We start from the raw sequence: 19,734 nt of genomic DNA on the forward strand, positions 1-19,734 counted from the left end.
ATCGCCATGGTCAACGACGACAATCTGAACAGTCAGGAAGCCGGGGGTCTTTTCCCCCGCCTGCAGGAGCGCTTTGGTCTGCGGGCAGATCCTTCCGCGATGGAAGCGCCGTTTTTTACCGGTGCGCAGCGCCAATCAGCTCTTGAATCCTTGCGTCAGATGAGTGGTTTCGGCGACATGGCCGTGTTGGTTAGCGGCCCATCCGGGCTAGGCAAAACCCGCCTGCTGGCAGAACTTGTGCGCAGTGAATCGTCGCGGCTGGAGTTTCATCGCTTGGGTAGTGCAGCGTTGGGTAGCCCTCAGGCACTGGTGCGGGACTTGTCTATAGTAGCTCGCTGCCTGGATTTAGAGGCCGGCCCCAAGGCTGCCCTGTCGCAGTTTTTTAAATGGTCTGAGCAACGTGCCGGTAAAGGCCAGCGCATGGTGCTGCTGATCGATAATGCCGAGCAGGCGCCGGCAGAGCTGTTGAATCTTTTGTTTAACGGTTTTTTGGGCGCCAATCGTAGTTTGGCCGCTTTACCGGTGTTCGCCGGCACGGAAGCGCTGCCTGGCATGATGGAGCTTGCGCAGCAGGCTTCGGGAACGGTGCACCAGATTACACTGGCGCCTTTAAACCGGGATGAACTGGCGGAATATCTGCAGCCTAGGGTGAAGCTTGCCGGCGGTAATGCCGGTGAGTTGTTAAGCCCAGATCGCTTAAAGCAGATTTATACCCGCAGTCTGGGTAACTTTTGCGCGATTCAACGTATATCCCCCACTGTATGGCTGGATATGGCAGTAAGGGCTGCTCCTACACGGCACCGTGCCAAAATGCCCTGGCGTACTTTGGGGTGGCCGTTACTGGCGCTGGTTTTGCTGGCGGCCTCTTGGTGGTTTGTTTCCCGCCAGTACGACACAGTGATGAGCGAAGAAGACGCCAGCGCCCAGACGCAAACGTTACAGCCCGTGCGCAAAAGTATAACTGTCGGTCCGGAGGTAGCACCAGAGCAAGGCGCGGAAGCGCAGCCAACGCCGTCAATGGCCCTGGACGCACCAGAGCCGGTCGTTGCTACAGATGATTCGGAGCCCAAATTAGAGCGGGAGCCGGTGATACAGCCCGAATCCATGGCGCAGTCAATATCGCGCTCAGGCAACCAGCTTACGACAAGCGAAGGCTCTATTTCAGGCGGTGACACCACTAGAAAACAGGTTATTGATAATCCAGAGCCCGAACCCGCAACAGTAGTCGAGCCGGAGTTGGAAGTGGTGTCTAAAGTCCAAGCTGTGCCTTCGCCGCGAACCGCAGTGGAGGCAGTGCCTGCTCAAGTAGCTTTTACCCCGGCCAAGCTTGATCGCTTTGTGCCCTTGCTGCAGCGCCGCGGCAGTGGCGGCTGGACCATTCAGCTTGTGGCCGGCAACCTGGAGCAGACAGCATTGAATATTTTGCGTCGTTATCCGCAGGTAGATGCGATGGTATATACCCGTGGTGAACGTAACGGTAAGCAGTGGTTCATGGTGTTTCAAGGCATTTACCCCAGCAAGGATGCTGCACAGCAGGCGGTTCAAACTCTTCCCGCTGGCCTGGTGTCGGGGAAACCCTGGGTGCGTGAGAACCGGAGTTTGTAGTCCTGAATGTCCAAAATTGACTCGTTTTAGTGCACTGGTAGAATTACCTAGTTTTTGTGATCCGTACTGGTGCATAACGTTAGATATTTTAAATTGCCATTTGAGCAGTGAATTTTCATCTGCGTAGACTGGTGTACCTATGTTAAAAATGTCATAGAGCTATTCGTGTGATTTTCGGTGGCTCGATGATAATAAAGGCTTTTACAGAGAGATTGTGCTTATGACAACTGGCTTGTACCAACTCGGTGAATTCAAAGATAACTGTGGCTTTGGCCTGATTGCTCACACCAAGGGCGAAGCCAGCCATCAATTGCTACAAACCGCCATTGAGTCGCTAACGTGTATGACTCACCGCGGCGGTATTGCCGCCGATGGTAAAACCGGCGATGGTTGCGGGCTGTTGTTGCAAAGCCCGGACAGTTTTCTCCGCAAGGTGGCCCGTGCGCAGTTTGGCAAAGAGCCGGGTGATCTGTTCGCTGTGGGCCAGGTGTTTCTGAGCTCCGAAGAAGGCCCGGCGGCGGCCGCGAAGGCGGTTCTGGAAAGACGTCTGTGTGAGCAGGGGCTGGAGGTGATGGGATGGCGCGATGTGCCGGTCGATACTTCTTGCCTGGGCCCTATGGCGCTGGATTGTATGCCACGCATTGAACAAGTGTTTGTATTGCCTGCGGGTAAGCCAGAAAGTGAATTTGGCATTAGTTTGTTTGTTGGCCGCCGTTTTGCTGAGCGTGATCTGGCTGATGACAGCGAATTCTATATTTGCAGCCTGTCGCACCGCACGCTGGCCTATAAAGGCTTGATGATGCCTGCAGACCTGGCGAATTTCTATCGCGATCTGGACGACCCGGATCTGCAGACCGCCATTTGCGTATTCCACCAGCGTTTTTCAACCAACACCATGCCGCGCTGGCCGCTGGCGCAGCCATTCCGTTATCTTGCCCACAACGGCGAGATCAATACCATTGATGGTAACCGTAATTGGGCGATTGCCCGTGCAGCCAAATTTAGCTCGCCGCACCTACCGGACCTGAAAACGCTGCAACCGCTGGTTAACCTGACCGGATCCGATTCCTCTAGCATGGACAACATGCTGGAATTGCTGCTGGCAGGGGGTGTCGATCTGTTCCGCGCTGCGCGGATGATGGTACCGCCGGCATGGCAAAACGTAGACACCATGGACGCAGACCTGCGCGCCTTTTACGAATACAACTCCATGCACATGGAACCTTGGGACGGCCCTGCCGGCTTGGTATTGACCGACGGTCGCTACGCTTTGTGTATGCTCGATCGCAACGGCCTGCGTCCGGCGCGATGGGTACATACCACAAACGATTTTCTCACCGTCGCCTCGGAAATCGGTACCTACGGTTACAAGCCGGATGACGTAGTAGCCAAGGGTCGCGTTGGCCCCGGGCAGATGCTGGCCATTGATACAGAAACCGGCGAGATTCTGCACACCCGCGATATCGATCAACGTCTGAAAACGGCTCAGCCGTATAAACGTTGGCTGCGGGAAAACGCTCTGCGGGTAGAGTCGACACTGCATCAGGACGCCCCGGATTTCGAGCTGCTTGGCGCCGACGAACTTTTGGTTCACCAAAAGATGTTTAACGTGTCATTTGAAGAGCGCGACCAGATACTGCGCCCTCTGGGCGAGAACGGTCAGGAAGCAGTAGGTTCCATGGGCGACGATACGCCAATGGCTGTGTTGTCCAGTAAAGTGCGTCACCTAGCCGACTATTTCCGCCAAAAGTTCGCTCAGGTTACCAACCCTCCCATTGATCCGCTGCGCGAAGCCATCGTGATGTCGCTCGAAACTTGCCTGGGTGCCGAGCGCAATGTGTTCGAAGAAGCGGCCGAGCACGCCGACCGGGTGATTCTAAATACTCCGGTTTTATCGCCGGCAAAATTTCAGCGTATGTTGGTGAATGACCGTCCCGGTTTTGCAGTAGAGTCGATTGCGCTGAGCTATGCCCCGGAAGAGGGTCTCCAGCAGGCAATCAGGCGCGTGTGCGCCACTGCGGAACAGGCAGTACGCGATGGCAAGTCACAAATTCTTTTGCGTGACAGCGGGTTGCAGCAGGGCCACCTGCCAGTGAACGCGCTCATGGCTACCGGCGCTGTGCACCATCATCTTGTCGCTCAGGGCTTACGCTGCGACTCCAACATCGTGGTAGAAACCGGCTGGGCACGAGATCCTCACCATTTTGCGGTGCTATTCGGTTTTGGCGCCACAGCGGTTTACCCATACTTAGCCTACCAAGTGCTTAACGATCTGATTCGCACTGGCGAAATGCTGGTGGATCCTATCGACGCCAAGAATAACTATCGCAAGGGTATCAACAAGGGTTTGCTGAAAATCCTGTCCAAAATGGGCATTTCTACCATTGCCTCCTATCGAGGAGCCCAGCTGTTTGAGGCCATCGGTCTGGCCGATGAAGTGGCCGATCTGTGCTTCAAGGGTGTGCCCTGCCGGATTCAGGGCGCCGATTTCTACGACTTCCAGCACGACCAAGAGCAGCTGGCAAAGCTGGCGTGGAAGCCGCGCAAGCCACTGTCACCGGGTGGTATTCTGAAATACGTGCACGGTCAGGAATACCACGCCTTCAATCCGGATATTGTGGCCAAGTTGCAAGATGCCGTTACCAGTGGCGACTATCGCCAGTATCAGGAGTACGCCGGGTTGGTCAATCATCGGCCGGTGGCCACCCTGCGGGACCTGCTCGGGTTCCGCGAAGGCATCCAGCCGGTGGACTTGGCCGAGGTTGAGCCGGTAGAGCAGATTTTTACCCGCTTTGATTCGGCGGGGATGTCCCTGGGTGCACTGTCGCCAGAGGCCCATGAGGCCCTGGCGGTGGCCATGAACACTCTGGGTGGACGCTCCAATTCCGGTGAGGGCGGCGAAGACCCGGCTCGCTATGGCAACGAAAAACGTTCAAAAATAAAGCAGGTAGCCTCAGGTCGTTTTGGCGTTACCGCTGAATATTTGCGCAGCGCCGACGTTATGCAGATTAAGATTGCCCAAGGCGCTAAGCCGGGTGAGGGTGGACAACTGCCAGGCGGTAAAGTGAACGAGCTGATTGCTCGTTTGCGTTACTCGGTGCCGGGCGTAACGCTGATTTCGCCGCCACCACACCACGACATTTATTCTATCGAGGATTTGGCCCAGCTGATTTTTGATTTAAAGCAGGTTAACCCGCAAGCGCTAGTGTCGGTGAAGCTGGTGTCTGAGCCTGGTGTGGGCACTATCGCAGCGGGCGTTGTGAAAGCTTATGCGGATCTGATTACGGTGTCGGGTTACGACGGCGGCACGGCGGCAAGCCCATTGACGTCGATCCGCTACGCAGGTTCGCCCTGGGAACTGGGGCTGGCGGAGACTCAGCAGGCCCTGCGAGCCAACGATTTGCGCGGCAGAGTTCGCCTGCAAACCGACGGTGGCATAAAAACTGGCCTGGATGTGGTGAAGGCAGCCATCCTGGGTGCCGAGAGCTTTGCGTTTGGCACCACGCCGATGGTGGCGCTGGGTTGTAAATTCCTGCGAATTTGCCACCTGAACAATTGCGCCACCGGTGTGGCAACCCAGAATGAGCAGCTGCGTGAAGAACACTTCAAAGGCACGGTGGAAATGGCTATGAACTTCTTCCGGTTTGTAGCGGAAGAAACCCGTGAATGGATGGCACGGCTGGGAGTGCGCTCCCTGCAGGAGCTGGTAGGCCGCACAGACCTTCTGGTGCGTCTGCCGGGTGATACCGAACGCCAGCGCAAACTGGACTTGAACCGCCTGCTGAACAACGATCAGATTCCAGCGGATAAACCGCAAACCTGCCAGGTCCCACGCAACGAACCCTTTGATAAGGGCACGCTTGCGGAAAAAATGCTCAGCGACGTTCGCAGTGCCATCGACAACAAGAGCGGTGGTGCCTGGAGTTATCGAGTCACTAATTGTGACCGCTCCATTGGTGCGCGGCTGTCGGGTGAAATAGCCGCTCTGCATGGCAACCAAAGTATGGCAGACGCCCCCATTACGCTGGATTTGACCGGTACGGCTGGCCAGAGCTTTGGTGTGTGGAACGTCGCCGGCCTGAACCTGATATTAGAAGGCGACGCCAACGATTATGTGGGTAAAGGCATGACCGGCGGCAAGCTGGTGGTTTACCCCCCCCGCGGCAGTGTTTTCGAAGCTCGGGAAACCGCGATTATCGGTAATACCTGTCTGTATGGTGCTACCGGCGGCAATTTGTTTGCGGCAGGTACGGCCGGCGAACGCTTTGCCGTGCGCAATTCCGGCGCCCATTCGGTGGTAGAAGGTGCCGGTGACCATTGTTGTGAATATATGACGGGCGGCCTGGTGACGGTGCTGGGTCAAACTGGACACAACTTTGGTGCAGGTATGACCGGTGGTTTTGCTTATGTGCTGGACCAAGACAATACCTTTGTTGATAAATACAACCATGAGCTTGTGGAGATACAGCGAATCTCCAGTGAAAGTATGGAAGCCTATCGCAACCACCTGCGCAGCGTTATTCGTGGACACATTGCGGAAACTGCCAGTGAGTGGGGCCAGCAACTGCTGGCGAATTTCGACGATTACATTGGCCGGTTCTGGCTGGTGAAGCCCAAGGCCGCAAACTTGCGTAGCCTGCTGGCCAATACTCGGGCGCGCCCGGAATAAAGCCAGCGAGGGGCCGCCCGTTGACACCCAACGGATAGGCCCCGAAGTGAATCAGCGCGAACAGACGAATGTAGAGAGCTAACCATGAAAGAGCGACTGAATAACGACTTCCAGTTTGTAGAAGTAGGGCGGGTAGACCCGAAAAAGGTTCCGGCCCGCAAGCGCAAAAAGGAATTCAAGGAAATTTACACACCTATCACCCAGAATCAGGCGGCGTCCCAGTCTCACCGTTGTCTGGAATGTGGTAACCCATACTGTGAGTGGAAGTGCCCGGTACATAACTACATTCCCAACTGGTTGAAGCTGGTGGCTGAAGGCAACATCATGAAGGCCGTTGAGCTTTGCCATCAGACCAATTCGCTGCCCGAGGTGTGTGGGCGAGTGTGCCCGCAAGACCGCTTGTGTGAGGGTGACTGCACCCTGAATGATGGTTACGGCGCGGTCACCATCGGCTCGGTAGAAAAGTACATTACCGATACTGCCTTTGCTCTAGGCTGGAAGCCGGATATGTCTAAGGTGGTGCGCACCGACAAGCGCGTAGCGGTGATTGGGGCAGGGCCCGCGGGTCTTGCTTGCGCCGACGTGCTGGTGCGTAGCGGTGTAACGCCGGTCGTGTTCGACATTTATCCGGAAATTGGCGGGCTGCTGACCTTCGGTATCCCCGAGTTCAAACTGGAAAAGTCGGTAATGGCGCGCCGCCGCAACGTGTTTGAAGAAATGGGCGTTGAATTTCGCCTGTCCACGGAGGTCGGTAAACACATCCAGATGAGCGATTTGCTCAGCGACTTCGATGCGGTATTTATGGGTATGGGCACCTACACCTCCATGCAAGGTGATTTCCCCGGCGAAAATCTGGCCGGCGTTCATGCGGCTTTGCCATTTCTAATTTCTAACGTAAATCGCCGTCTGGGCTTCGAAGTCAGTACTGAGGACTTCATCAATATGCAGGGTAAGCGAGTGGTGGTGCTTGGTGGCGGAGACACTGCCATGGATTGCAATCGCACCTCCATTCGCCAGCAAGCCGCCAGCGTGACCTGTGCTTACCGTCGCGATGAAGCCAATATGCCCGGCTCACGGCGGGAAGTGTCGAATGCCCGCGAAGAAGGCGTGAACTTCATGTTTAATCGCCAACCGGTGGCTATCGTCGGTGACGGTCAGGTGGAAGGCGTGAAAGTGGTGTCTACCGAGCTTGGCGAGCCTGACGAAAACGGTCGCCGCCGTCCGGAAGTGATTCCGGGCAGTGAGGAAATCATTCCTGCAGACGCGGTGCTAGTGGCCTTTGGTTTCCGCCCCAGCCCGGCAGAATGGTTCGGCCAGCACCAGGTGAGCACCAGCGATTCCGGCTTGGTAACGGCGCCGGAGCAAGCGGATTTTGCCTTCCAGACCAGCAATCCCAAGGTGTTTGCCGGCGGTGACATGGTGCGGGGCTCCGACTTGGTGGTAACAGCCATATGGGAAGGTCGACAGGCCGCCGAAGGCATTCTGGATTATCTGGATATCTGAAGTTGGCGTTGATGTGAATCAGAGGGCGGCCTGTCAAAAACAGGTCGCCCTTTTTTATTGATACAAACGGGGTATCATTGTTTGCTGAATGTTATGACCTTTTAATGACTGAGAACGCTGGACATTTTTATGACTGAACTGAAAAACGATCGTTTCCTTCGCGCCCTGATGGGCCAGCCCGTAGACCGCACGCCGGTATGGATGATGCGCCAGGCCGGTCGCTATCTGCCGGAATATCGCGCTACCCGCGCCAAGGCCGGTGACTTTCTCAGTTTGTGCAAAAACACGCCGCTAGCCTGTGAAGTAACTCTGCAACCGCTGGAGCGCTTCCCGCTGGACGCAGCCATTCTGTTTTCTGACATTCTGACCATTCCTGACGCGTTGGGTCTGGGTCTGTATTTTGAAACCGGTGAAGGCCCGAAGTTCAAACACACCATCCGTTCGGCCGCTGATGTAGACGCGCTGCCAAAACTCAACGCTGAGGTCGATCTGGATTACGTGATGAATGCGGTGTCGACGATCCGCAGTGCGCTGAACGGACGGGTGCCGCTGATTGGTTTCTCTGGCAGCCCCTGGACCTTGGCCACTTATATGGTGGAGGGTGGTTCGTCGAAAGATTTCCGCGAAGCCAAAAAGCTTATGTACGGCCAGCCGGAAGTCATGCACAAGTTGCTGGACCACTTGGCGGATGCGGTCACCGATTACCTGAACGGGCAGATTCGCGCCGGCGCCCAAGTGGTGCAAATTTTTGACACTTGGGGCGGCGTACTCAGCACCTGGGCCTATGAAGAGTTCTCCCTGAAGTACATGCGCAAAATCATCGCTGGCCTGAATCTGGAAAGCGAAGGCCGTAAGGTGCCGGTGATTGTGTTCACCAAGAACGGCGGCCAGTGGCTTGAATCGATTGCCGATTGCGGTGCGGATGCCGTAGGCCTGGACTGGACGACTGACATTGGCGACGCCCGTGCTCGAGTTGGCGATAAGGTCGTGCTGCAGGGCAATATGGACCCAACCATGCTCTACGCGCCGCCCGCGCGTATCCGTGAAGAAGTGGGTGATATTTTGCGCCGCTTTGGCCATGGCACGGGCCACATCTTTAATCTGGGCCACGGCATTACGCCGGATGTAGACCCTGCCCACGCCGGCGCGTTCATAGAAGCGGTGGTAGAGCTGAGCCCGCAGTACCACCAGAAAAAAGAGCACCACCAAAACTAAGAGCACCACCAAAACTAAGAGCACCATTAAAACGAACAACACCAGAGCTGATTTATGGCCAAAGTGAAAACCGCATTTGTCTGCACCGACTGTGGTGCCGACTTCTCCAAGTGGCAGGGCCAGTGTACGGCCTGTAAGGAGTGGAACACTCTCAGTGAGGTGCGCGGCGTTTCGGCACAGGCCAATAAAAGCGCCCGCGGTTCCCGCTTCGAAGGTTTTGCCGGCAGCCTGTCGGCGGTGCAGAGCCTGAATGATGTCAGTTTGGCGGAACAGGTTCGCCTGAGCACCGGTATGGCGGAATTCGACAGGGTTCTGGGCGGTGGCCTGGTGGAAGGTTCGGCTGTATTGATGGGCGGGCACCCCGGCGCCGGTAAGAGCACCTTGCTGTTACAGGCTGTGTGCAACTTGGCAAGCTCGGTATCGGCACTTTACGTAACCGGCGAGGAATCTCTGCAACAGGTGGCCATGCGCGCCAAGCGACTTGGCCTGCCTACCTCAGATTTGAAAATGCTGTCAGAGACCAGCGTTGAGCGGCTGTTACAGGTCGTTGAAGTGGAAAAACCACGAATTCTGGTGATTGACAGTATTCAGGTGATGCACGTGGCCGATTCCGAATCGGCGCCCGGCAGCGTGTCACAGGTACGTGAAAGCGCGGCGTTTCTGACCCGCTTTGCAAAACAGACCGGCACCATTTTGCTGTTGGTGGGACATGTTACGAAAGACGGCAGCCTAGCCGGGCCAAAAGTGCTGGAGCACATGATTGATTGCTCCATTTTGCTGGAAGGCTCAAGCGATAGCCGCTATCGCACCTTGCGCGGTATTAAAAACCGCTTTGGTGCGGTGAACGAGCTGGGCGTGTTCGCCATGCTGGAGCAGGGCCTGAAAGAAGTGAAAAACCCATCCGCTATCTTTTTGAATCGTGGCGAAGAAGCTGCGCCCGGCAGTGTGGTGATGGTGGTGTGGGAAGGCACTCGGCCCATGCTGGTAGAAATTCAGGCGCTGGTGGATACGGCTCAGGGTAGTTATCCCCGGCGAGTGGCCGTGGGGCTAGATCAAAACCGGCTGGCCATGTTGCTGGCGGTTTTACACCGTCATGGTGGCATGCACGTGGCGGACCAGGATGTGTTTGTGAACGTGGTGGGCGGCGTGAAAGTCGCTGAAACCAGTGCCGATCTGGCACTTTTGGCGGCCGTTGTGTCGTCATTCCGCGACCGGGCGCTACCGCAAGATCTGATGATTTTTGGCGAAGTAGGTCTGTCTGGCGAAATTCGCCCAGTGCCCAACGGCCAAGAGCGGATTAACGAGGCGGCCAAGCATGGCTTTACCCACGCGCTGGTGCCAAAAGGCAACGCCCCGCGTAAAGCCATTAACGGCATGAAGGTTATTCCGGTGACAAAGCTGAGTGACGCGCTGACGGCTCTCGACGAACTTTAGCAAAATCTGCGCAAACATAGTGGTGAAAGAACAAGGCCAGGGACGGATTTCAAATCCGTCCCTAAAACCAAAGTGCAAGACCAGGGGCAGATTTGAAATCTGTCCCTAATGTCCCCAGTCTGGAGACCGGTTGTTGCCTAAGAAGTGGGAGGTTCCCTCTAATAGGGCGGAAAGCAGCTGTCACGCCGCCAACTATTGATGCTTTCGGTTTGTCTTGAGCCGGTCTATAGTCAACAGTAAGTCCGTTTTCAGGAGTTCTTTGTGACAACCCCCGCTACCGAGCAACGCCGTTTTCACCGCATTGAGTTTGATGCCGCCTGCGAAGTGCAGTGGCAAGAGCAGATCTGGCAGGCTCAGGTGCTGGATATTTCGCTGAAAGGCGTGCTTTTGCAACGTCCGCCGCAATGGGTTGTGGCAGTGGATGAGCTTTGTGAGATAACCGTATTTCTGAACGGTACCGAGGCTGGTATTGTGATGGCGGTGGTGTTGCGCCACGTCGAAGACCAGCACTTGGGGTTTCAGGTGCAGTACATAGATATGGATAGCGTCACGCATTTGCGCAGGCTGGTGGAGCTGAATCTTGGGGATCCTGCTTTGTTGGAGCGGGAATTAGGGAATCTGCTGACGCCCGTGGGCGTGCAGACTCCCAAAGCTTATTAAATCACGCTAACTTTTTGTACTTCATGCGTTGTGGCACCATGGCCGAATCGCCTTTGCGTTTCTTGTGGTCTTCGTCGTAGTCACTGAAGTTGCCTTCGTAATAAATCACTTCGCCGTCGTCTTCAAACGCCAAAATGTGAGTAGCTACCCGGTCTAGAAACCAGCGATCGTGAGAGATTACCAAAGCCGAACCAGGAAAGTTCAATAGGGCTTCTTCCAGAGCGCGCAATGTTTCTACGTCCAGATCGTTAGTAGGTTCGTCTAGCAGCAGCACGTTGCCGCCTTCTTTTAACAGGCTGGCCAGGTGCAAGCGATTGCGCTCGCCACCGGACAAGTCGCCCACCCGTTTTTGCTGGTCGGCGCCTTTGAAGTTAAAGCGGCCGGCATAGGCTCTTGACGGCGTTTCGTAGTTGCCTATCTTGATCGTGTCCTGGCCTTCGCTGAGCAGCTCCCAAACGGTTTTGCTGCCGTCCAGATCGCGATTCTGGTCAACATAAGCCAGCTTTACGGTCTCGCCGATGGTAATGCTGCCTGCATCGGGTTGGTCTTTGCCGACAATCATGCGGAACAGGGTCGATTTACCCGCGCCGTTACCGCCGATGATGCCTACGATGGCGCCTTGTGGTACCTGTAGAGACACGTCTTCATACAGCAGGTGATCGCCAAAGGCTTTGTTAATGCCGTTGACTTCAATCACCTGGTCACCCAAGCGGGGCCCGGGTGGAATGTACAATTCGTTGGTTTCGTTGCGCTTCTGGAATTCCTGCGAGCTCATTTCTTCAAAGCGCGCCAAGCGGGCCTTGCTCTTGGACTGGCGGCCTTTGGCGTTACTGCGCACCCATTCCAGCTCGTGTTTCACGGCTTTTTGATGTGAGGCTTCTTGTTTGGATTCCATCTCCAGGCGATTCTGTTTGTTTTCCAGCCATTGGCTGTAATTGCCTTCAAACGGAATGCCGTGGCCGCGATCCAGCTCCAGAATCCAGCCGGCAACGTTATCCAGGAAGTAACGGTCGTGAGTGATGGCTACAACGGTGCCTTCATAGTCGTGCAAAAATCGCTCCAGCCAAGCAACCGATTCGGCATCCAGATGGTTGGTGGGCTCGTCCAGCAGCAGCATGTCTGGGCCCGACAGCAGCAGGCGGCACAGTGCCACGCGGCGGCGTTCACCACCGGACAGGTTTTTTACCATCTGGTCCCAGGCCGGCAGGCGAAGGGCATCGGCGGCGACTTCCATTTTGCGTTCAATGTCGTGGCCGTCGGTGGCCTGAATTACAGCCTCCAGTTTTTCCTGCTTTTTGGCCAAGGCGTCAAAGTCGGCATCCGGTTCGGCATAAGCGGCGTACACTTGGTCAAGCTCTGCTAACGCGTTGTGAACTTCGGCCACGGCTTCGTCGACAATCTCCTTAACGGTCTTGCTGTCGTCCAGCTCTGGCTCTTGGGGCAGGTAGCCGACATTAATGCCGGGCTGAGGGCGGGCGTCGCCCGAATAATCCTGATCAATGCCGGCCATGATGCGCAGCAGAGTGGATTTACCCGACCCGTTCAAGCCGAGCACGCCAATTTTGGCGCCCGGGAAAAAGCTCAGGGAAATGTCCTTGAGTATCTCGCGTTTGGGCGGAACCACTTTGCCAACGCGGTTCATTGTGTATACGTACTGGGCCATAAGAGTGGAATCCTCCGGGGTTTCAAATGTGCGTAATTAACCGCAGTAAGGTAGCGAAATGGCCCAGTTATAGCAATTGAAGTAGATTTCACTGTATCTGGGGACAGATTTTAAATCTGTATCCAAGGTCAAATCTGTCCCCGAGTTGAACAGTACGGAATTATGTGTTGGCCTGCGTCAACAATCGCTGGCGGTTTAAAGGGTGATTTTACCCCCGACAATGAGCTATGATAGCGGGCTAAATTTTACGGTCAGCCAAGCACACAGAGGCAGCGCATCCATGTTTAATCGTGATATGAAAATCGCCGGTTTTGACGACGAGCTCTGGAACGCCATGCAGGCGGAGAGCCATCGCCAGGAAGCTCATATCGAGCTGATTGCGTCGGAAAACTACACCAGCCCGCGGGTGATGGAAGCGCAGGGCAGTGATTTGACCAACAAGTACGCGGAAGGTTATCCCGGCAAGCGTTACTACGGTGGTTGTGAGTTTGTAGACATTGCCGAGCAGCTGGCTATTGACCGTGCCAAAGAATTGTTCGGAGCGGCCTACGCCAACGTGCAGCCGCACTCTGGTTCACAGGCCAACTCAGCGGTGTTTCTAGCTCTGCTGAATGCGGGCGATACGGTATTGGGCATGAGCCTGGCCCACGGTGGCCACCTGACCCACGGCGCCAGCGTGAATTTTTCCGGAAAAATTTACAACGCTGTTCAATATGGTATCGACACCGATACAGGTCTGATCAATTACGACGACGTGGAGGCGTTGGCGGTGGAGCACAAGCCGAAGATGATCATTGCCGGCTTCTCCGCTTATTCGCAGTATCTTGATTTCGCCCGTTTCCGCGAGATTGCCGATAAAGTGGGTGCCTACCTGTTCGTCGACATGGCACACGTCGCTGGTTTGGTGGCAGCGGGTGTTTACCCTGACCCAGTCCCCCACGCTCACGTGCTGACCACCACTACTCACAAAACCCTGCGCGGTCCCCGCGGCGGGCTGATTCTGGCCTGTGACGACGAATCGCTGCACAAGAAGCTGAACTCCGCGGTATTCCCCGGTGGCCAAGGTGGCCCGTTGATGCACGTGATTGCGGCCAAGGCGATCTGCTTCAAAGAGGCTATGAGCCCCGAATTCAAGACTTATCAGCAGCAAGTGGTCAAAAACGCTGCGGCCATGGCCGAAGTGTTCGTTGATCGCGGTTTTGACGTGGTGTCTGGCGGTACCAAAAACCACCTGTTCCTGTTAAGCCTGATCAAACAGGACATCACCGGTAAAGACGCCGATGCAGCACTGGGCCGGGCTCATATTACCGTGAACAAAAACGCGGTACCGAACGACCCACGCTCGCCTTTCGTTACGTCGGGTCTGCGCATTGGTACGCCGGCTGTTACCACTCGTGGTTTTGCCGAAGCAGAATGTCGCGAACTTTCCGGCTGGATTTGTGACATTCTTGCCGACCTGAACGACGAAGCCGTGATTGACCGTGTGCGCGGGCAGGTTGAAGCCCTGTGCGCCCGCTTTCCGGTATACGCGTAAGTTGCCAGTTGTTACGCCAGGCCAGGCCCGTTTGGGCTGGGCCTGGGGTTCTCTCCAGAGTTTCTGATTATGCATTGTCCATTCTGTGGTGAAGACGATACCAAAGTGATTGACTCGCGCCTGGTGGCAGAGGGAAATCAGGTGCGTCGCCGCAGGGAATGTTTTTCGTGCCGCGAACGGTTCACTACCTTTGAAACTGCCGAGCTGGTTATGCCGCGGGTCGTGAAACAGGATGGCACACGGCAGCCTTTTGACGAAGAAAAGCTGCGTTCCGGGTTGATGAAAGCGCTGGAAAAACGCCCAGTCAGTATCGAACAAATAGATACCGCTCTGAGCCACATCAAGGCGCAGCTGCGTGCCACCGGCGAGCGCGAAGTAAAATCTATGCGTTTGGGTGAAGAGGTGATGGCTGAGCTGCGCCAGCTAGATAAAGTAGCCTATGTGCGATTTGCTTCGGTGTATCGCAGCTTTCAGGATGTGAACGAATTCAAGGAAGAAATCGAGCGTCTTACCGCCGGCAATGGTGATTCGGTTGCAGATGTAGCTAAGGCGCTGGCGGATTCGGGCGCGGAAAAAAAGTCATGATCACCACTCGCGACCGGGCCTTTATGGCCCGCGCTGTTCAGTTGGCCTGGCGTGGCCGTTATTCCACTCACCCGAACCCCCGTGTGGGCTGCGTGATTGCCCGCGGAGATCGCATTCTAGGTGAAAGCTGGCACGAACGCGCCGGAGAAGCCCACGCCGAAGTACGTGCGTTGAGCCTGGCCGGTACTGCTGCCCGCGGCTCTACGGCGTATGTCACCCTAGAACCCTGCAGTCATTTCGGACGCACACCGCCCTGCGCCAAAGCACTTATAGAAGCCGGCGTGGCACGGGTTTTTGCTGCTACGCTGGACCCAAATCCCAATGTGTCCGGGCGCGGGTTGGATATGCTCAGGGCTGCCGGTATTCGCGTTCATGTGGGTTTGTTGGCAGGCGAGGCCGCTAAGTTAAATCCGGGCTTTATGAAGCGTATGACCAGCGGGCGCCCGTGGGTACGGCTAAAAATGGCCGCCAGTCTGGACGGCCGCACGGCTATGGCATCGGGTGAGAGCCAATGGATTACCGGGCCAGAGTCGCGCAGTGACGTGCAGCGCCTGCGCGCCATGAGCGACGCCATTCTGACAGGAGTGGGTACGGTGCTGGCGGATGATCCGTCGCTAACGGTGCGGCGCGAAGAAATGGGCGATATTGGCAGCGCCACCGAGCCCGGGCGGCAACCGCTACGGGTAATTGCCGACCGCGATACCCGCACGCCAGCATCTGCGAAGATCTTCCGCGGCGGTAAAGTACAAGTATTCTGTGCTACGGCCTCGCTGGCGACCAGCGCGGCTCAGGATCTGGCTGCGTTGGGCATACGCCTGCGCGGCGTAGCCTGGCACGACAAGGGTGTAAACGTGGCTGAAATGTTGGACACGCTTGGCGACATAGGCATCAATGAAGTGCTGGTAGAGGCCGGGCCAACTCTGGCAGGCAGCTTTATTAGTGAGAATCTGGTGGATGAGCTCTGGCTCTATCAGGCCCCGGTATTCCTTGGCAGTACCGGGCGGCCAACGGCTAATTTGCCGCTGGAATCCATGGCAGACAAAATACAGTGGCAGGTGCTTGACCGGCGTCAGCTCGGCGCTGACCAGAGGCTGATTCTGGCGCGTCGCTAACTTTCAATTCACGGTGGCTCCGGGCAGGAGCGCTGCAAGGGTGCAACCTCGTATGGCACTGAATACGATCGAAGATATTGTTGAAGATATTCGTCAGGGCAAAATGGTTATTTTGATGGACGACGAGGATCGCGAGAACGAGGGCGATCTGGTCATGGCAGCCGAGCATTGCGAGGCCGAGCACATCAATTTTATGGCGCGTTTTGGTCGTGGGCTGATCTGCATGCCGATGACCCGCGATCGGTGTAAGCAGCTGGGCCTGTCGCTGATGGTCAACCAAAATGCTTCCGGTTTTGGTACTAAGTTTACTGCGTCTATTGAAGCGGCAGTGGGTGTTACCACCGGAATTTCAGCTGCTGACCGCGCTCGGACGGTGCAGGCAGCTGTAGGCCGCGATGCCCAACCATCAGATTTGGTGCAGCCGGGCCATATTTTCCCGCTGATGTCAGACGCCGGCGGCGTGCTCAGCCGCGCTGGCCACACCGAAGCTTGCTGCGATCTGGCTGCGTTGGCGGGTTGTGAACCGGCGGGCGTGATCTGTGAAATCATGAAAGATGATGGCTCTATGGCGCGGCGCGAAGATCTCGAAGCCTTTGCCGCCGAGCACAACCTGAAAATCGGAACCATCGCAGACCTGATTCACTATCGCACCACCAACGAACGCACGGTTGAATGCATAGAGCAAAACGAGCTGGACACCGAATACGGCCTGTTTAAGCTGCACACTTACCGTGACAGCATTCATGGCACCATTCATCTGGCCTTAACCATGGGGGACATTTCCCCAGAGCAGTCGGTGCATGTGCGTGTACACATTACCGATACCCTGCGCGACTTGCTGGGAGCCCGCCGGCGCGATTCTCGTAGTTGGCCGTTGCATCGGGCGCTGCAGAAAGTGGCTGCTGAGGAGCTCGGTGTTGTAGTTTTGCTTAACGGCGCTGAAGACAGTTACAACCTGGAAGACCGTATTCAGGAATTCTATGAACATGGCCGTAGCGGTGCCGGCAAAGACAGCTCTGGCGTGTACTTTACGGTGGGCACTGGTTCGCAAATTCTGCGAGATATTGGTGTGGGCAAAATGCGCCTGTTAAGCCCGCCGATGAAATTCTCCGCCATTTCCGGCTTTGATTTGGAAGTGGTCGAGTACGTGCCTTATATCCCCGAATGATCAATCCGCTGCCGTATGCTGCGGCAGCCTGACAGGAGCCACCGATGGCGGAAGTTCAAGTAATTGAAGGCGATTTTATCCACTGCAGCGGCCGTTATGCTCTGGTTGTGGGGCGTTTTAATGGTTTTGTGGTAGAGAGCCTGGTGGACGGTGCTCTGGATACCCTGACCCGCCACGGTATCGCGGATGAAGACATTGTTGTCATTCGTGTACCAGGTGCTTACGAAATGCCGTTGGCGGTCAAGCGAGTTGCAGAAACCGGCAATTACGACGCCATTATTGCCCTGGGCGCTGTTATTCGTGGTGGCACGCCGCACTTTGAGTACGTTGCTGGCGAAGCTGCCAGTGGTTTGGGTGCTGTCAGCCTGGAAACCGATATTCCGGTAGCCTTTGGTGTTCTGACTGTGGATTCCATCGAACAGGCTATTGAACGTTCAGGCACCAAGGCCGGTAATAAAGGCGCAGAAGCGGCCGTTACAGCGCTTGAAATGGTCAGCCTGTTCAAGAAGCTGGGTGAGTAATGAGCCTACCCGAAGACACTATACCCGGTTCAACCCCCGAGCCGACTTCCAGCCCGGGAAAAGCCGCCCAGCCCAAAGCCGGTGACCGCCGCCGCGCCCGTGGAATGGCGATGCAAGGGCTATACCAGCGCCATTTCAGCAAAAGCGCAGTTTCTAACATTGAAGCCGAGTTCATGGTCGATAACGACATGAGCAAAGTGGATCTGTTGTATTTTCGTGACCTGCTGCACGGCACCAGCCGTGAGCAGGCTGAATTGGACCGCTTGATCGAACCGTTTCTGGATCGCCCGTTGCAAGAGGTAGATCCGGTAGAACTGGCCATTGTGCGCTTAGGCGCCTATGAGCTGAAATTCCGCTTGGATGTGCCCTACAAGGTCGTCATTAATGAAGGCATTGAAATGGCGAAACGCTTTGGCGGTACCGAGGGCCACCGGTTTGTAAACAGCATACTGGACAAATTAAGCCGGCGGCTGCGGCTGGCTGAAATCCGCCCGCGTTAGTGGCTGCCATGGGCGAGTTTGAGCTGATTCGCCGTTACTTTGCGCCAATGGCGAAGGCGACGAAGCTCGCCTTAGACGGCTCCGGTTTGTTGCTTGGAGTGGGTGACGACTGCGCTATTCAGCGTGTGCCTGCCAATCAAGACTTGGTGTTTTCAGTGGACACGCTGGTTGAAGGTGTGCACTTTCCGCTTGGTTATTGTCCTCGCTTTTTGGGGTGGCGCGCGCTCGCTGTGGCAGTGAGTGATCTGGCCGCTATGGGCGCACAGCCGGTGTGTTTTACACTGGCTCTGACCTTACCTGCCGCCGATGAAGCCTGGCTGGAAGGCTTTGCCGCCGGACTGGCCGAGGCCGGCCAACAGTTTGGCATTGTGCTGGCGGGAGGTGATACGACTCGAGGCCCCCTGACGCTGAGCCTGCAAGTGCATGGCACTGTTCCCCAGGGTCAGGCTCTGCGTCGCGACGGCGCACGTGAGGGAGACCTGGTGTGCGTTAGCGGCCAGCTGGGTGATGCCGGTGCAGCGCTGGACTTTTTGTACGACACGGCTCCCGCGACTGACGCAACAAGTGTACTGCAGCGCTACCATTACCCGCAGCCACGGCTGGAATTGGGTATTGCGCTGCGTTCGGTGGCTTCAGCAGCGGTTGATATCTCTGATGGGTTGCACGCCGATTTGCTGCATATTTTGCGAGCCTCTGGAGTGGGTGCAACCATCGATCTTGCAGCACTACCTCTGTCGGCAGCCCTGCGGCAGATCAAGGGCGAGGCCGCGGCAGGGTTTGCATTGCAGTCCGGCGACGATTACGAACTCTGCGTAACCGTTCCAGAACAGCGCTGGGCCGCCGCCAGCCGCGAGTTGCAACAGCAGCTGACGGTTATCGGGCAGGTGCAGCGGGAGCCAGGCTTGCGGCTAAATGCAGACGCAGGTATGGTTTATTCACAGCGTCCGGGCTTCGATCACTTTTCTATCACTTAGCAGCGGGTGGCCGACATTCTTCATACTGCGTCAGGGCCCCGATGAGCCAGAACGACTTTTCAACAGGACCGGATTTGCCGGAAGGCGTATTGCCACCCGGATTTTTGCGCGATCCTGTTCACCTTCTTGCGTTTGGCTTTGGCAGCGGCGCAATGCCCCGTGCACCCGGAACCTGGGGCAGTCTGGCGGCCATTCCTATCTGGTATACGTTTTCCTGGCTACCCCAGCCCATATACTGGGCCATTGTGGCTCTGGCGTTTATTGTGGGAGTGTGGCTGTGCGGAAAAACCGCCCGCGATCTGAAAGTGCACGATCATGGCGGTATTGTCTGGGACGAGTTTGTGGGCATGTGGATTGCCTTGGGGTTGTTTTCAGACCACATCGTTGGCGTATTACTTGCGTTCGTCATGTTCCGCTTGTTTGACATTATAAAGCCGTGGCCCATTAATTGGCTGGACGAGCGCCTGCCTGGGGGCTTCGGTATTATGGTGGATGACGTAGTGGCCGCCATAATGGCCTTGGTTTGCCTTTATTTGATTGATTTATGGATTATGCCGCAGGTTTTTTCCTGACAACGGCATGGTTTTTGTG

General features: G+C 56.1%; 15 protein-coding genes. 14 read left to right on the forward strand and 1 reads right to left on the reverse strand.

What is annotated here, in order from left to right; translation table 11 throughout:
- Positions 1-6 precede the first annotated feature (6 nt).
- From MRBBS_RS03290 to MRBBS_RS03315, 6 genes are all read left to right on the forward strand, one after another.
- The gene (locus MRBBS_RS03290; RefSeq protein ID WP_014870000.1) at positions 7-1,605 is read left to right on the forward strand and encodes an SPOR domain-containing protein; all 1,599 of its coding nucleotides are present in this window, start codon (positions 7-9) and stop codon (positions 1,603-1,605) included.
- 220 nt (positions 1,606-1,825) lie between these two features.
- Positions 1,826-6,274 carry a glutamate synthase large subunit gene (gene gltB, locus MRBBS_RS03295; RefSeq protein WP_014870001.1) on the forward strand — a complete coding sequence of 1,483 codons (4,449 nt, stop codon included), beginning with the start codon at positions 1,826-1,828 and terminating at the stop codon, positions 6,272-6,274.
- A gap of 84 nt (positions 6,275-6,358) precedes the next feature.
- Entirely contained in the window at positions 6,359-7,777 is a 1,419-nt protein-coding gene (locus MRBBS_RS03300) for an FAD-dependent oxidoreductase (RefSeq protein ID WP_014870002.1), read from the forward strand.
- A gap of 129 nt (positions 7,778-7,906) precedes the next feature.
- Positions 7,907-8,992 carry a uroporphyrinogen decarboxylase gene (gene hemE / locus MRBBS_RS03305; RefSeq protein WP_014870003.1) on the forward strand — a complete coding sequence of 362 codons (1,086 nt, stop codon included), beginning with the start codon at positions 7,907-7,909 and terminating at the stop codon, positions 8,990-8,992.
- 54 nt (positions 8,993-9,046) lie between these two features.
- Complete coding sequence (gene radA / locus MRBBS_RS03310; protein ID WP_014870004.1) at positions 9,047-10,426, forward strand: DNA repair protein RadA; 1,380 nt, start codon at positions 9,047-9,049, stop codon at positions 10,424-10,426.
- Positions 10,427-10,687: 261 nt separating this feature from the next.
- Positions 10,688-11,086 carry a PilZ domain-containing protein gene (locus tag MRBBS_RS03315; protein WP_014870005.1) on the forward strand — a complete coding sequence of 133 codons (399 nt, stop codon included), beginning with the start codon at positions 10,688-10,690 and terminating at the stop codon, positions 11,084-11,086.
- Position 11,087: 1 nt separating this feature from the next.
- On the opposite strand, the gene ettA is transcribed toward MRBBS_RS03315, so the two are convergent.
- The gene (ettA, locus tag MRBBS_RS03320) at positions 11,088-12,749 is read right to left on the reverse strand and encodes an energy-dependent translational throttle protein EttA (RefSeq protein WP_014870006.1); all 1,662 of its coding nucleotides are present in this window, start codon (positions 12,747-12,749) and stop codon (positions 11,088-11,090) included.
- 280 nt (positions 12,750-13,029) lie between these two features.
- Between ettA and glyA the strand changes: the two genes are divergently transcribed.
- The 8 genes from glyA (at position 13,030) to MRBBS_RS03360 (ending at position 19,715) form a co-directional block, all read left to right on the forward strand.
- Entirely contained in the window at positions 13,030-14,283 is a 1,254-nt protein-coding gene (gene glyA, locus MRBBS_RS03325) for a serine hydroxymethyltransferase (RefSeq protein ID WP_014870007.1), read from the forward strand.
- 69 nt (positions 14,284-14,352) lie between these two features.
- A complete protein-coding gene (nrdR, locus tag MRBBS_RS03330) occupies positions 14,353-14,868 on the forward strand; it encodes a transcriptional regulator NrdR (RefSeq protein WP_014870008.1) in 516 nt (171 codons plus the stop codon).
- Complete coding sequence (ribD, locus tag MRBBS_RS03335; protein WP_014870009.1) at positions 14,865-15,980, forward strand: bifunctional diaminohydroxyphosphoribosylaminopyrimidine deaminase/5-amino-6-(5-phosphoribosylamino)uracil reductase RibD; 1,116 nt, start codon at positions 14,865-14,867, stop codon at positions 15,978-15,980. Before nrdR ends, ribD begins: the two co-directional genes overlap by 4 nt.
- 52 nt (positions 15,981-16,032) lie before the next feature.
- A complete protein-coding gene (gene ribBA, locus MRBBS_RS03340) occupies positions 16,033-17,148 on the forward strand; it encodes a bifunctional 3,4-dihydroxy-2-butanone-4-phosphate synthase/GTP cyclohydrolase II (RefSeq protein ID WP_014870010.1) in 1,116 nt (371 codons plus the stop codon).
- Between the two features lie 44 nt (positions 17,149-17,192).
- On the forward strand, positions 17,193-17,669 hold the full coding sequence (gene ribE, locus MRBBS_RS03345; RefSeq protein ID WP_014870011.1) for a 6,7-dimethyl-8-ribityllumazine synthase: 477 nt from the start codon (positions 17,193-17,195) through the stop codon (positions 17,667-17,669).
- Positions 17,669-18,169, forward strand: coding sequence for a transcription antitermination factor NusB (gene nusB, locus MRBBS_RS03350; protein WP_014870012.1), 501 nt, complete (start codon positions 17,669-17,671; stop codon positions 18,167-18,169). The genes ribE and nusB overlap by 1 nt, the downstream gene beginning before the upstream one ends.
- Positions 18,170-18,177: 8 nt before the next feature.
- A complete protein-coding gene (thiL, locus tag MRBBS_RS03355) occupies positions 18,178-19,143 on the forward strand; it encodes a thiamine-phosphate kinase (protein WP_014870013.1) in 966 nt (321 codons plus the stop codon).
- A 41-nt stretch (positions 19,144-19,184) separates the two neighbouring features.
- Complete coding sequence (locus tag MRBBS_RS03360) at positions 19,185-19,715, forward strand: phosphatidylglycerophosphatase A (RefSeq protein WP_014870014.1); 531 nt, start codon at positions 19,185-19,187, stop codon at positions 19,713-19,715.
- Positions 19,716-19,734 lie beyond the last annotated feature (19 nt).

The sequence above is a fragment of the Marinobacter sp. BSs20148 genome (assembly GCF_000283275.1).
Taxonomy (GTDB): domain Bacteria; phylum Pseudomonadota; class Gammaproteobacteria; order Pseudomonadales; family Oleiphilaceae; genus Marinobacter; species Marinobacter psychrophilus.

Excerpts from the sequence above, each read along its gene's own strand:
- nrdR (WP_014870008.1), top strand. The coding sequence starts at position 14,353 with ATGCATTGTCCATTCTGTGGTGAAGACGATACCAAAGTGATTGACTCG.
- ribBA (WP_014870010.1), top strand. The coding sequence starts at position 16,033 with ATGGCACTGAATACGATCGAAGATATTGTTGAAGATATTCGTCAGGGC.
- glyA (WP_014870007.1), top strand. The coding sequence starts at position 13,030 with ATGTTTAATCGTGATATGAAAATCGCCGGTTTTGACGACGAGCTCTGG.
- MRBBS_RS03300 (WP_014870002.1), top strand. The coding sequence starts at position 6,359 with ATGAAAGAGCGACTGAATAACGACTTCCAGTTTGTAGAAGTAGGGCGG.
- gltB (WP_014870001.1), top strand. The coding sequence starts at position 1,826 with ATGACAACTGGCTTGTACCAACTCGGTGAATTCAAAGATAACTGTGGC.
- ettA (WP_014870006.1), bottom strand. The coding sequence starts at position 12,749 with ATGGCCCAGTACGTATACACAATGAACCGCGTTGGCAAAGTGGTTCCG.
- thiL (WP_014870013.1), top strand. The coding sequence starts at position 18,178 with ATGGGCGAGTTTGAGCTGATTCGCCGTTACTTTGCGCCAATGGCGAAG.
- ribD (WP_014870009.1), top strand. The coding sequence starts at position 14,865 with ATGATCACCACTCGCGACCGGGCCTTTATGGCCCGCGCTGTTCAGTTG.
- MRBBS_RS03360 (WP_014870014.1), top strand. The coding sequence starts at position 19,185 with ATGAGCCAGAACGACTTTTCAACAGGACCGGATTTGCCGGAAGGCGTA.
- radA (WP_014870004.1), top strand. The coding sequence starts at position 9,047 with ATGGCCAAAGTGAAAACCGCATTTGTCTGCACCGACTGTGGTGCCGAC.
- MRBBS_RS03290 (WP_014870000.1), top strand. The coding sequence starts at position 7 with ATGGTCAACGACGACAATCTGAACAGTCAGGAAGCCGGGGGTCTTTTC.
- nusB (WP_014870012.1), top strand. The coding sequence starts at position 17,669 with ATGAGCCTACCCGAAGACACTATACCCGGTTCAACCCCCGAGCCGACT.
- ribE (WP_014870011.1), top strand. The coding sequence starts at position 17,193 with ATGGCGGAAGTTCAAGTAATTGAAGGCGATTTTATCCACTGCAGCGGC.
- hemE (WP_014870003.1), top strand. The coding sequence starts at position 7,907 with ATGACTGAACTGAAAAACGATCGTTTCCTTCGCGCCCTGATGGGCCAG.